Annotated in this window: 11 protein-coding genes; 4 read left to right on the top strand and 7 right to left on the bottom strand. The window is 30.1% G+C overall.

Annotation, left to right across the window (positions count from 1 at the left end; all coding sequences use genetic code 11):
- Positions 1–9 precede the first annotated feature (9 nt).
- From IM532_RS00365 to ffh, 5 genes are all read right to left on the bottom strand, one after another.
- Entirely contained in the window at positions 10–1608 is a 1599-nt protein-coding gene (locus tag IM532_RS00365) for a DUF6850 family outer membrane beta-barrel protein (RefSeq protein WP_194181459.1), read from the bottom strand.
- An 11-nt stretch (positions 1609–1619) separates the two neighbouring features.
- Positions 1620–2948: a DUF4876 domain-containing protein gene (locus tag IM532_RS00360; protein WP_194181458.1), complete on the bottom strand. Its 1329-nt coding sequence runs from the start codon at positions 2946–2948 to the stop codon at positions 1620–1622.
- Between the two features lie 18 nt (positions 2949–2966).
- On the bottom strand, positions 2967–5702 hold the full coding sequence (locus IM532_RS00355; RefSeq protein WP_194181457.1) for a TonB-dependent receptor: 2736 nt from the start codon (positions 5700–5702) through the stop codon (positions 2967–2969).
- Between the two features lie 160 nt (positions 5703–5862).
- Positions 5863–6198 (bottom strand): DMT family transporter, encoded by a 336-nt coding sequence (locus IM532_RS00350; protein ID WP_194181456.1) that lies wholly within the window; start codon positions 6196–6198, stop codon positions 5863–5865.
- 893 nt (positions 6199–7091) lie between these two features.
- Entirely contained in the window at positions 7092–8465 is a 1374-nt protein-coding gene (ffh, locus tag IM532_RS00345; RefSeq protein ID WP_194181455.1) for a signal recognition particle protein, read from the bottom strand.
- A gap of 126 nt (positions 8466–8591) precedes the next feature.
- Here ffh and IM532_RS00340 point away from each other — a divergent pair, with 126 nt between their 5' ends.
- A complete protein-coding gene (locus IM532_RS00340) occupies positions 8592–8984 on the top strand; it encodes a hypothetical protein (protein WP_194181454.1) in 393 nt (130 codons plus the stop codon).
- A 70-nt stretch (positions 8985–9054) separates the two neighbouring features.
- Here IM532_RS00340 and fumC read toward each other — a convergent pair whose 3' ends face one another.
- Complete coding sequence (fumC, locus tag IM532_RS00335) at positions 9055–10452, bottom strand: class II fumarate hydratase (protein WP_194181453.1); 1398 nt, start codon at positions 10450–10452, stop codon at positions 9055–9057.
- A gap of 132 nt (positions 10453–10584) precedes the next feature.
- Between fumC and IM532_RS00330 the strand changes: the two genes are divergently transcribed.
- Positions 10585–10791, top strand: a complete 207-nt coding sequence (locus tag IM532_RS00330; protein ID WP_194181452.1) for a hypothetical protein — start codon at positions 10585–10587, stop codon at positions 10789–10791.
- A gap of 64 nt (positions 10792–10855) precedes the next feature.
- Here the strand turns inward: IM532_RS00330 and IM532_RS00325 are convergent, their stop codons facing one another.
- Complete coding sequence (locus IM532_RS00325) at positions 10856–11278, bottom strand: SRPBCC family protein (protein WP_194181451.1); 423 nt, start codon at positions 11276–11278, stop codon at positions 10856–10858.
- Between the two features lie 115 nt (positions 11279–11393).
- Here IM532_RS00325 and pafA point away from each other — a divergent pair, with 115 nt between their 5' ends.
- Positions 11394–13034 carry an alkaline phosphatase PafA gene (gene pafA / locus IM532_RS00320; protein ID WP_194181450.1) on the top strand — a complete coding sequence of 547 codons (1641 nt, stop codon included), beginning with the start codon at positions 11394–11396 and terminating at the stop codon, positions 13032–13034.
- A 159-nt stretch (positions 13035–13193) separates the two neighbouring features.
- On the top strand, positions 13194–14285 hold the full coding sequence (gene msrB / locus IM532_RS00315; RefSeq protein WP_194181449.1) for a peptide-methionine (R)-S-oxide reductase MsrB: 1092 nt from the start codon (positions 13194–13196) through the stop codon (positions 14283–14285).
- The last annotated feature ends 20 nt before the right edge of the window (positions 14286–14305 follow it).

The raw sequence follows: 14305 nt of genomic DNA, 5'->3' as shown, positions 1-14305 counted from the left end.
CTCTAATAATTAATAATTCAATTGAATTCCGAAATTGGCTTGATACGTTGTATTTGTATTAATCTCAACTACGTTATTTCTATTTTTATTTAATGCGAAGATACTTCTTAATTGAGTATAAATGACAACATTTTTATTGTTTTTAATGGGTAAAATGTAGCGTATATCAGCTCTCGTATCTAATTTATCAAGAGAATTATATGCAAAATCATTACGTATTACTTCGTTATAAAATATATTATCTGTTGTTCCATATATATTTATATAGTCTAACTCATTCTTTATGGCTGTATAGTAATTAAAACTAAGGCCGATATTAAATTTTGATTTGTTATTCGTTTCAATATCTTTATTTCCATAAATTCCTACATTTAAAGAATTTATTTTTTGATCTACATACGCCAACTGATCCATGTATCTATTTTGATTATATGATGCAATAGCCCCAAAATAGTACTTTACAAGTTGATCTTTTTGTTTAGAAAAATTAATATCAAAGGTCACATTTCGTTGGCGGTTCATATAATTGGTACCGATAGATATATTATCAAAATTTTTAGAGGTTGTTTTATAACCTGATAAATTAGCTCTTAAGACTTTATCATTAATACGGTGTCTTAATCTCAAATTCCCTTGATAAGAAATTGTTTGATATTGAAACCTTAAGTAACTATCTGACTTAAACTCTTCATTATAAATATTCTCTAAATCATGCTCATATGCATAATCTACTCCTAACACAGTATTTGCTGAAGTGTATTGATATCCAGCTCCTAAATGCTTAAATGTTTTACGAGAAAAATTACTTTTAGTAGAATAAGGCTTGTTTATAACGCGACCAAATCCACTCTGAAAACGTATATATGTATCAGGATTTGCGGGAGAGTCTAATTGGTCATTACTATAGTAGTAATTATAATCTTTATCTTTTTGCCCATAACCACCTAACACAAATATTTGGTGATTTTTCAAAGTATAACCTGCTGATATTTCACCGTACAATTTTCTATTAGATATTTCTGGTCTTGGATCTACTTGGCGCGCTAGTTTATTGGCATCTAAACTAGCTTTAATTGCAAGGTTAAAACCACCAAAACTCTTAATAGCTCCACCGCTAATATGATATTGTTGATTATTCCAATCTGAGGAACGAGGAACAAAGTAATAATGAGGATTAAGTACTTCAGCATCATCTGTTCGATCATCAGAAAGATTAAATGCTAAATCCTTTTCTAAGTATTTTTCTAATTTTATTGTCCCAAAAATTTTAATATCATTTTTGACATTAAATAACCCTTGACTTTTAAAACCATATCTATTCGTTTCAGCAGCAGTTTGCTTACGCGAAAATTCATTTTTTTTATGACTAAAATAAACTTCAGTTTGAGTAAAGTCATTCACATTTCTATTAGAAAATGAAATAGGTAAACGATTTAGTTGATCTATGTCTTGTATATGTAATGGATTTGAATCTATTATTATAGAATCGTTTTCCTGTGCATTAGCAATGGAAGCAAGGCTACCCATTATTAAAATTAAAACCTTATTCACATTTTTACGTGCAAATAAGGATATGTCATAAGAATTTAAATCTAATTTAGATCTCATCCGAGTGTTTTTTAGTTAGCGAAACCTTTTGGAGTTGCGATGATATTCACAAAATCTTCTGAAGAATTATTTGTATCCTTTAAAATTGTTCGACCATTTACTACTTTCTGAGTTTTACGAATTACAGCGTATGATGTAAATGCACCTGCAACAACGTAAGTTTGTCCTGAATCTTGAGACCCTTTTAGTTTTTTAGGCACTACATTATTTCCAAGATCTTTGGTGGTATCTACACCATCTATAATATACGATGATGGAATCTGAAGATATAAACTATTTGAACCTCCTTTTGGAGTTTTTACTTTATTGAAAGTCTCAAATTCTTCTGGAGTAGCTTTCATAATTATATATGCATCACGTCCTTGATTATCTAAAATCATATCTGCACCTGATACCCAATGCAGAATTTCTAAATCGGGAACATTTGGATTCTGAATATCATAACGGTATTGATTACCTGTAAAAGATGTTAAATTTGCTTCGAAATCAGCATTTGATAAATCTACAGTAAGTTCAGGATTTTTTATCGTTACAGTATTACCCGATTCGTCGGTGTAATTAGATTTATGATTAACTGCAGTAGCAGCAATTACGATACTTTGTCCTGGTTGTATTGGGTATTGAATTCCGTTTCCTGGTATTTTATATACATAATCTGCGTATACATAATCTGTATTTGCAGATTCTCCTTTGGTATTTCCTTCTGCTAAAGCCCAATTTAGTTGACCAGATGGTAAGTTATAAGGTTCTGTACCAACGGTATTATTGCCGTATAATTGAGCAAATATTAGTCCATCTGCATATATAACTTCATTCGAGTTATTATAAATTTCTACAAATTGATCGCGAAATGATGCTCCTAGAGTTGTATGAGAACCAGCATAGTAAATTTGTTTTATAACTAAACCACCAACTGTATTAGAGGCCAACAGTTCAACAGACAATGTTGTACCACTTGTTGTAATGGCAATATTTTCTGCCATCCCATTAAAAATTATATTTTCTTCTGATCCGGAGTCATATCCAAAATATTCTTCGAATTGAGTAGGAGATAAGCTTAACGTTACATTCACATTGTATTTACCTGGTAAAACTGTAGGAAAAATAACATTACCATTTGCATCTGTCTGAGAAATATATTCTATACCAGATTCTGCATTTTTGAAAACAACATTTGCATTATATGCTTTAGCATCTGTAGAAGCAAAGTCTCCACCAAATTTTACCTGAGTGGTAATACTAATAGGTGTAAGTGTCATTCCTACAAAATCGTCGTCATTACAAGATTGTAAAAAGAAACCTGCCATCAACGATGATAATATGATAATTTTTTTAATCATTGCTATGATTTTATGGTATTAAAATGAATATTCTAGTTTTCCTCCAAGACTAAATTGTGCAATTGGATAAATTTTTCGATCGTTTGTAGAATCTATGTAAGTAGGCTTTAAACCAAAAATATTTGTTGTGTAAACTGAAACCTTAAATCCATTTAAGAAATCTTTAGATAATCTAAAATGAATATTATGAATTGATTTTTGCAATTTTTCTGAACCAGTAATAGGACTATTAATTAAATTTCCATACAAATCTGTATTTCCTTGATCCTGAACTGGAATTTCATGATATAGAAATTCTTTATCTAGATATCCAATTGGGTTTCGAACTTGGTTACGGTCATGATTCATAATAAGAATATGTTCTGTTCTTAATGAAAGTAATAATCCTACCTTTTTTAAATGATAATTAAAATTAGAACCTAGTGTAAGTTGTTCAGTATTAGTTTTTAAACCATTGTATACACCATATTTTTCATTAGATGTAAGAACACTTGATATTTTGTACTCTTTAACCTGAGATTTATTTGCTGTTTGAATATAAGATGAATTGATTTGAATATCTAAATTTAAAGGTTTAATGCGCTTAAATGTCATAAAAGCTTCAATACCTTTATCTTCTGACGTCAATCCATTAACTAAATTATTTGAAAAGAAGTATTGGTCTTTATTACCTATCACATCATAAGTTGGAGTAGGACCAGCTGTATTTAATTCAATTAAAGCTATTTGCTTATAAAATGGATCTTGTAAAGAAGTAATTCCATCCGTCATCTTATTATAAAACCCAGTAATATTTAGATTTCCAAAACCAAAATTTAGATCTACACCAATTTCGGTGTTCATGGTCTTTATAGGTTTTAAATTTTGATTATCTCCTGGTAATTGATAGGTCTGAATCCAACCAACATATCCTGTATTAGGTACCGAATAAATTCCTTGTCCTAGTAAATAATCATAGTATCTCTCACCAGTATATAACTGGCTAAGAGAAGGCGTTTTACTAGTAAGACCTAACCCTCCACGCAGGCGAATAAACTTATTTAAAGCATAAGATGTATTTACACGTGGTTGAAACGAAGAATAACCCAATTGATTTTCATAACGTAAACCTAAGTCTAATTTATAAACAGCATCATTAGAGAAGTACTTTGTGATCTGGTCTTCAGCATAAGCTGCCAATTGTAATACAGTCTTAGAATTACGAAAATTATAATCTCTGTAACCTAATCCTCCAGAAGCACCACTTAGCGTTAAAATATTAGGTACATTATTTCCAGTAGAATATCTTCCTCGTCCAATATTAGAACTTGTTCTAGAGGAAATACCAACAGAGAGAGTATGAATCCATTCAGATTTTGTTGTAATTGATTTTATTCCCTCAGCATTAAAATAAGTAGAAATTGGAATTCCTTCTACATTCATATTATAAAAATATTGTGCAGGAATAATTATAGCATTATTAATACCAGTTTGTGTTGCATTTGTAACTGCTGATATACCTTGATTTCGCCATTCTTCTTTGAACGAAACAGTCTTTTCGTAGCTAAAATTTGCATCAATATTAAACGTATCAATCCAAGATTTATTTAAGTTCCATTTCAAATTATCTGAAAATCGAATAATCGTCTTGTCATTTTTTACTTTAGGATCAGAGAAATCATCGGGATTGCCTTTTACTTTATCCAAATTTTTAGAAAAATTTACTGTAAAAGTATTTGTAAGGTTAGAAGCCTTATTATTTGTTTTCCAAGCTATATTTCCTGAAAATCGATGGAATTTTGTTAAACTATTTCTAGGATCAGCGTTCGATTCAAGAAAATTGAAATTAGTATTCAAAAAATTCCGATCAGTTATTTTAAATCCTTTAGCCAAATTATACTCAGTCGTTGCATCTCGTAATGAAATTGAAGCTCTGTAAGGCGTCTCACCAGCTTTTGTAGTAACCAATATAAGCCCTGTAGACATATCTCCATATTTAGCTGGAGCAACACCTTGTATAACTTTTATTTCCTCAATGTTATTTGTTCCGATATCTCTAAGATCATATCCGTAATTACTATTTGCAAAAACGTTATCAGACCCATTACTAATATTATTGGCTACCGTACTCTGACTAAATGGGTCGGAAGTGTTGGGAGAGTAGCTTTGCATATTTTCGTTGTTAGACAACGGAATATCATTTAATACTACAGATGTTCCATAAGCTCTATTCGCAAAATAATCTTGGCGATCTTTAGATCCATTTGCTAATTTTGAAATATTAACGTTATTATCGGCTGTACGAAAAACTATATTTTTGAATTGATTGTTATTAAAATCTGGTGTAAATTGTCCTGGTAACTGCTCTAAAACCTCGTTTAATGAGAATGCTTGAACATTTTCAATCGCTTCTTTACCTAAAGTTATTTCGGAATAATCTTTTTTACGCTTTGGTGTGATTACAACTTCATCCAAGCGAAGACTTTGTTTATAAAGTATTACATCTATATTTTTATCTTCGGGAGAAAGAAATATTTCTTGAGTATCTTTACCTAATTGAGAAATGATGATATACGAATTATCATTAGAAATTTCAATGGAGTATTTACCATCAGTATTAGTATGTGTCCATTTTTTAGTAATTGGATCTTGTACCAAAACATTAGATAACGGATTCTTATTTTCGTCCAATACTTTACCAGAAATAGTTCTCTGAGCGTGTACAGATAGCAAGCATCCAACTAGCATTCCTAATGTTAATAATCCTTTTTTCATACGTTCTGAATTCGAATGCAAATTTATTTTAAATTATTCCAAATAACAATAGATGGAGGTTTTAATTTAAGTTCAAAATAGGAATATTGCATGATATTTATCTTAAATCATATAATATATAAAAGTCATGTGTATTATGTTAAATAGGAATAAATTAATCCTAAGAATGGGTTGTAGAACTAGAAAAGACGTTTATGATAATTACACCTATTATTATACATACAATTCCAATTATAGCAGGTAGGTCTAGATTTTCATTATATATAAAATATCCTACGAGTGATATTACTACAATTCCTACACCAGACCATATAGCATAAGAAATACCGATAGGTATACCTTTGAGTGCATTGCTTAATAAGAAGAAAGAAGATACCATTGCTATAACAAATATTGCTGTTGGAATTGGTTTAGTAAATTGCTCAGTCTTTTTTAAAAACGATGTCCCAATAGCTTCACAAATTATTGCAGCAGCTAAGAATAAATAATATTTCATATATACTTTTCAAGATGAAAACAAAAATAGATTAATAATATTATTATTCCTTTAAATAGGGTTATCTAAAAACACTATTTAACATAATATATATTATAATAATAAAAATAACTTTGTTATTTTATTATTAATAATCTTTATTATGTTAAATAAGAAGATTAAGAGGCCCTATTAATAGAAGCTTATGTGGAAATTATAATACAATGGTTGTAATAGTTTGAATTGGAAAATTATTTTAGAAAGTTTGTGTTCAAGAATATATTTAAGAATAAGATAATATGAATTAAATACAAATAATCACGATTGTAATACATTGTCTTTGGTTTATTATTTACAAGCTTTTAATTGATTACAATTTGAAACCCTTAGCTAATGATAAGTGCACTATCTTGTCTTAAGATTTGTATAAGATGGCTTTATTGAATCATATGATAAATTTTAACTTCACTTAGCTCTAGCATAAAAACAATAACCTCCTGGATAATTAGTTGCTGTAGATTGTAAAGTAAACTTTTAGTCTGCTTCTATATTTAAAAAAACAATATATTTATCATTGATAGTTATTTTCATAAGGCATTATAAAACTATTGCGGTTAGTTAAATAATTATGTAATTGCTTTGAATCAACAAATTCCAATTTTAAATCAATGGTGCTTATTTCGTTTCTATTTCCTTGATTTATTATACATAAATTGTGTTTATTAAGCCTATATATTTTAATAAGCTCATCTTCTGTTAGTTAATTGTAATATTCTAAGAACATGAATATTCGACCTTCTGTTGTGTTTTAATTATTTAAATTAGAATTCTATTTAACATAATATATATAGCAATTAAATAAAAAAACCTCCAATTACTTGAAGGTTTTAATTTATATTATATGAATCTTAAAATTACATTTTAGGCATTCCTCCTGGCATTCCAGGGAAACCACCAGCCGGCATATTTTTAGACATTTTTTCCATCATGGTTTTTCCTTGAGATGAGTTCATGAATTTCATCATTTTACCCATTTCAGAGAATTGTTTTAATAATTGATTCACTTCTTGTAAAGTTGTACCAGAACCAGACGCAATTCTTTTTTTACGTGAATTATCAATAATATTTGGATTCTGTCTTTCTTTTGGAGTCATAGAATGTATAATAGCTTCAACACCTTTAAAAGCATCATCGCTAATCTCAACATCTTTTAATGCTTTACCAGCTCCTGGGATCATTCCGATTAAATCTTTCATGTTACCCATACGTTTGATTTGTTGAATTTGTTTTAAGAAATCATCAAAATCAAAATTATTTTTTGCAATTTTCTTTTGAAGTCTTTTAGCTTCTTCTTCATCAAATTGTGCTTGTGCTTTTTCTACTAACGAAACAACATCCCCCATTCCTAAGATACGGTCTGCCATACGTTCCGGATAGAAAATATCTAAAGCTTCCATCTTTTCTCCTGTAGAAATAAACTTTATTGGCTTATCTACAACAGTACGAATTGTTAGAGCAGCTCCACCACGTGTATCACCATCTAACTTAGTTAATACAACTCCACTATAATTTAATACATCGTTAAACGCTTTGGCTGTATTTACAGCATCTTGACCTGTCATAGAGTCTACAACAAATAAAGTTTCTGTTGGATTAACAGTTTGATGTACTCGACGAATCTCGTCCATCATCTCTTGATCAATAGCTAAACGACCCGCTGTATCTATAATAACAACATTATTACCGTTTTGTTTTGCTTGAGCTAAAGCATTTTGTGCAATTTCAACTGGATTTTTATTTTCTAAATCAGCAAAGACATCAACTCCAATCTGCTCACCTAAAACTTGTAACTGATTAATAGCTGCAGGTCTGTATACATCCCCAGCTACTAATAATACTTTTTTGTTTTTATTTGTCTTAAGGAAATTAGCTAATTTACCTGAGAAAGTTGTTTTACCAGAACCTTGTAAACCAGCAATTAAAATGATTGAAGGATTAGCATCAATATTAATATCCTCTTGCTTACCTCCCATTAATTCAGTTAATTCGTCATGAACGATTTTAACCATTAATTGGCTAGGATTTAAAGATGTTAAAACATCTGATCCTAAGGCTTTTTTCTTAACTGTATCTGTAAAATCTTTAGCTACTTTATAACTAACATCGGCATCAACTAAGGCTCTTCTTACTTCCTTAATCGTTTCTGCAACGTTAATTTCTGTAATTTGTCCCTTACCTTTTAAGGTATGTAAAGCTTTGTCTAATTTATCTTGAAGACTTTGAAACATGTCTGTATTTTTTTTTAAGGTTTACAAAGATAATAAATTCTTTCTATTGATCTCTATTCTATAGTTGATTGAGGATAAAAAAAAATAAGTATATTTAATAAAATGTTAAATATTTAAAAATAGCTTATGAAGCAGTTTCTATCTTTTTTTACGGTAATTTTATTAAGTACTGTTTTATATTCTCAAATTTCCAATAAGCCTTCACACAAAAATAAACAAACCTTCTACTTCTTTACGATCTATTATGGTTTTAAAAATGATGTGTATGTAAGCGAGATATATTCTATTGATATTAATCGTGAGGAATTATTTAAAAATACCGAATTTAGATACGAAGAGATAAAACAATATCTTGTTAATAATAAGATTGTAAATGAGATACAATCCGGATATGAGAAAAATTATTTTCAATTAAATCAAGCAGAAAATGAACGTAAAGTAATTATGTCTCAACTCACAAATCATAATTATGATGTAAGATCATTTCAATATATACAAGAAAGTCAGCAATTATTATAGTACAGAAATATAATTTAAAAACAAAAAGCCGCTCTAATGAGCGGCTTTTATATTAGATTAAGAATTATAATTATTTAATTCTTCCTACCATTTCTTCTGGTTTAACCCATTCGTCAAATTCTTCAGCAGTTACATAACCTAATGCAATTGCAGTTTCTTTTAATGTAGAGTTATTTTTGTGAGCTGTTTGAGCAATTTCAGCAGCTTTATAATATCCAATTTTAGTATTTAAAGCAGTAACTAACATTAATGAGTTAGAAACTAATTCTTCAATACGAGCATAGTTTGGCTCAATACCTTGTGCACAGTGCTCATCAAAAGAAACACATGCATCTCCAATTAAACGAGCTGATTGTAAGAAATTAGCAGCCATTAATGGTTTGAAAACATTTAATTCGTAGTGACCTTGAGTACCACCAATTGTAATTGCAACATCGTTACCCATAACTTGTGCAGCAACCATTGTTAATGCTTCACATTGTGTTGGGTTTACTTTACCTGGCATGATAGAAGATCCTGGCTCGTTTTCTGGGATGTGGATTTCTCCAATACCTGAACGAGGTCCAGAAGCTAACATACGAATGTCATTTGCAATTTTATTTAAAGAAACTGCTAATTGTTTCAAAGCTCCATGAGTTTCTACAATAGCATCGTGAGCTGCTAAAGCTTCAAATTTATTTTCTGCAGTTACAAAAGGTAAACCTGTAAATTCAGCAATATATTTAGCAACAACTACATCATATCCTTCTGGTGTGTTTAAACCTGTACCTACAGCAGTTCCTCCTAACGCTAATTCAGATAAGTGAGCTAAAGTATTTTTTAAAGCTTTTAAACCATAGTTTAATTGTGCTGCATATCCAGAAATCTCTTGTCCTAACGTTAATGGTGTTGCATCCATTAAGTGTGTACGTCCAATTTTTACAACGTTTTTAAATTCTTCAGATTTTTTAACTAAAGTATCACGTAATTGTTCAACACCAGGAATCGTAACTTCTACAACAGCTTTGTAAGCAGCAATATGCATACCTGTTGGGTATGTATCGTTAGATGATTGAGATTTGTTAACATCATCATTTGCTTTTAAAACAGGCTCTCCTTCTCCAATTTTCCCTCCAGCTAATACTTGCGCGCGGTTAGCGATAACCTCGTTTACATTCATATTAGATTGAGTACCTGATCCTGTTTGCCAAATAACTAATGGAAATTCACCGTCTAATTTTCCAGCTAAGATTTCATCACAAACAGCTGCGATAGCATCTCTTTTTTCAACTGGTAAAACACCTAATTCAGCATTTGCATAAGCAGCAGCTTTCTTTAAGTATGCAAAACCTTCAATGATTTCTTCTGGCATTGAAGCTGAAGGACCAATTTTGAAGTTATTTCTTGAACGTTCTGTTTGAGCACCCCAGTATTTTTCTGCAGGAACTTTAACTTCCCCCATGGTGTCTTTCTCAATTCTATATTCCATTTTTTTGTATTTATTTCGTTAATTGAAATTTTGTCTTACAAATTTAAGCAATAGGATTGTTAAAGAAAAGTGATAATTATTAGTTTTAATACTAAAAATAATGTGTTACTTTTGTGAGATAAATTATATGTCATGGCACAATTCTTAGGATTTTTCGCGTGGTTATTTATGGAAATCGCAGGTTTCTGGTGTATTGCTTTTTTAGCAACTGTACCTTTTATCTGGATTCCAATGTGGTTAAACAATACTCGTAAAGAAAAAGCTGGTATTGTAACTGCTGAAGATCCACGTCAAATTTTACCAAATCAAGAAGGAATTTCAGTTTTATTTAAAAAATAATTCTTTCAAATTTTTCGAAAAAATAAAAAGGAATTCAGACGTGAATTCCTTTTTTATTTTATGATTATTTTACTTCAACATATTGTCTCAACATCAATTCTAATAATTCTTCCCAGCCCGCTTCAAAACTTGCTCTTGAAAAATTACTATCATCTTGTGGGAAACTTGCAATACCTTCATGGACTAACTCTAATTGCGTAGTCTGATCATCGTTTATTGGATTTATAATGAAAGTAACCTGAGAATCTCCTTCGTACATTGGATAAGTCCAAGAATATGTTAATTTATGATATAGAAATATTTCTTTTATTTCGCAATGATGTAAATATTTTCCTGCATAAAATTCAAATTCATTTCCTTGTACTAACTCAAATCCTTTTAAATCAAAATACCAATCTTTTAACGCTTCTGGATTTGTTATTGCGTTCCATAACTCTTTAATGCTGCATTTATACTCTTTCGTAATGGTTAATGGGTTTCCTAACATAGCCTTATTTTTTTTTGATTATTAAGTGTGTTGCAATTATAATTCCAAAAAAAATTATAAGTTAATAATGAATGCTCAAGTTTTAAGTACATTTGAATTCAGAAACAAATTTAACATGAGATTAAGTAAAACATTTATTGGCGTTTTAGGATTATTCGCAACCTTATCAGCATATGGACAAGCACCTATTGCAAAACCTAAACTAGTTGTAGGAATTGTAGTAGACCAAATGCGATGGGATTATTTATATCGTTATCAAGAGCGTTATTCTGAAGGTGGTTTTAAACGTTTATTAAATGAAGGATTTAGTAATGAAAATACATACATTCCATATCTACCTACTTATACAGCCATAGGACATAGTTCTATATATACAGGTTCTGTTCCTGCTATTCATGGAATTGCCGGGAATGACTTTATTATACAAGCGACAGGTCAGGATATGTATTGTACACAAGATGATGAGGTAAATGGAGTTGGAACAACTAGTAAAGCTGGAAAAATGTCTCCTAAAAATTTATTAACTTCTACCGTAACAGACCAATTACGTTTATCAACAAATTTTCGATCAAAAGTTTACGGTGTATCTTTAAAAGATCGTGGTGGAATATTACCTGCAGGGCATTTTGCAAATGCAGCTTTTTGGTTTGATGGGGAATCTGGTAATTGGATTACAAGCACATTTTATATGAATGAATTGCCAAAATGGCTACAAAAATTCAACGATAAAAAATTGACTGAAAAATATTTAGATAAATGGTCAACATTATATCCAATAGATACTTACATTCAAAGTGAAAAAGATGGAAATGCTTATCGTCAAAATTATAAGGGATTAGATAAAATGCAATTTCCGTATGATTTAAAGTCTCTTAAAAAAGAAAATGGTTTAGGACTTATTCGCTCAACACCATTTGGGAACACACTAACAAAAGATATTGCAATTGAGATTTTAGAACATGAAAAACTTGGTCAAAATGAAGCGGGAATTACAGATTTCTTAGCCATTAGTTTTTCTTCAACAGATTATGTTGGGCATCAATTTTCTCCAAATTCTATAGAAGCTGAAGATACCTACTTGCGTTTAGATAAAGATTTAGAAAGTTTATTAAATCATTTGGATAAAAATGTGGGCAAAGGTCAATATACAGTTTTCTTAACTGCTGATCATGGAGGAGCACATAATCCAAAGTATTTTCAAGATAAAAAGGGAAATGCGGGTTATTTCCCAACAAGTGATGTAAAGAAAGGACTTAATGCTAATTTAGAAAATAAATTTAAAATTAAAGATATAGTAAGATCCCTTTCTAATTATCAAGTTCACTTAAACTATCAAATTATTGAAAATAATGATTTAGATGAAGACGACGTAAAAGAGGAAATCGTAAAATATATGAGAAAGGTAGATGGTGTATCTTTTGCTGTTGATATGGACAAAATTGGAGAAGCATCTATACCTGCTCTAATCAAAGAACGTATGATTAATGGATATAACCGTAAACGTTCTGGTGCCGTTAATTATATCTTAGAACCACAATGGTATGGAGGAAAACCAAATACTGGTGGAACTACTCACGGAACTTGGGGGTCTTATGATGCACATATTCCTTTCGTATTAATGGGTTGGGGAATAAAACATGGGAAAAATTATAACCCTGTGGCAATGACAGATATTGCTCCTACTATTTCAGCTTTATTAAAAATTGAAGAACCAAATGGAAATATAGGTAAACCTGTAACGGAAGTTTTCAAATAACATCAAGTTTCACATTAAAATATAAGCGACCCGATGAGGTCGCTTTTTTTGCTTTATAATCAATAAAAATAATATCTAAATAAATTAAATTATACAAATTTTGATCTTGGTACGATTTTATGCCTTTACTTTTATAATGTTATTTAAAATGAAATAGTTATGAATATTATATCAAAAATTGGTTCTATTTTTTGTAGTTTACTTCTCTTTGCAAACTGTAATTCTACAACTCAACAATCATCGAATTCTCAACTTTATAATAAAACTGGTCAATCACTTTCTCTTGATAATAATGTTATATATTTCGCAGGAGGATGTTTTTGGGGGACTGAACATTTCTTTAAACAAATTAGAGGGGTTGAAAGTACGGAGGCAGGTTATGCGAATGGAAATATTGACAATCCTACTTACGAGCAAGTTACTACAGGAAAATCAGGCTATTCAGAAACTGTAAAAGTTACTTTTGATCCGGAAATTGTTACCGTAGATTTATTAATTGATTTGTATCTAAAAACTATTAATCCAACAACTCTTAATCAACAAGGGAATGATGTTGGCACTCAATATCGAACAGGAATTTATTTTACCAATGATTCTCAAAAGTTAATTATTGATCAGAAAATTAATCAATTAGCTAAAAAATTTCAAGATGAAATTGTTATTGAAGTTAAACCTATTCAAAAATTTTATCCTGCCGAAGGTTATCATCAAGATTATTTAGAAAAAAATCCAGGTGGATATTGTCATATTACACCAGATTTATTTGAAATAGCAAAGAATTCTAATCCTGTTAAAGATGGTGAATATATAAAAAAAGATCAAAAAACATTGAAGAATGAATTAACGCCTTTACAATATGAAGTGACACAAAATGGTTTAACAGAAAAACCATTTGATAATGAATATGATAAAGAATTCAGAGAAGGAATTTATGTAGATATTACAACTGGCGAACCTTTATTTGCCTCTACAGATAAATATGAAGCGGGATGCGGATGGCCATCTTTCTCAAAACCAATAAGTAAAAAAATATTAAAAGAGTTGGAAGATAATTCTCTAGGAATGGAAAGAACCGAAGTAAAAAGTAAAACTGGAGATGCGCATTTAGGACATGTTTTTAATGATGGTCCAAAATCGAAAGGTGGATTACGTTATTGTATAAATAGTGCTGCGTTAAAGTTTATTCCAAAAGAAGAAATGAAAGCGAAAGGCTATGAAAAATATCTAAATCTACTCGATAACAAAAAATAAAGTATTAAGCGACCTGATGA

It is taken from the genome of Faecalibacter rhinopitheci (assembly GCF_015234135.1).
GTDB lineage: Bacteria > Bacteroidota > Bacteroidia > Flavobacteriales > Weeksellaceae > Empedobacter > Empedobacter rhinopitheci.
Note: the sequence above shows the minus strand (reverse complement) of the source record. Positions and strands in the feature narration are given on the sequence as shown.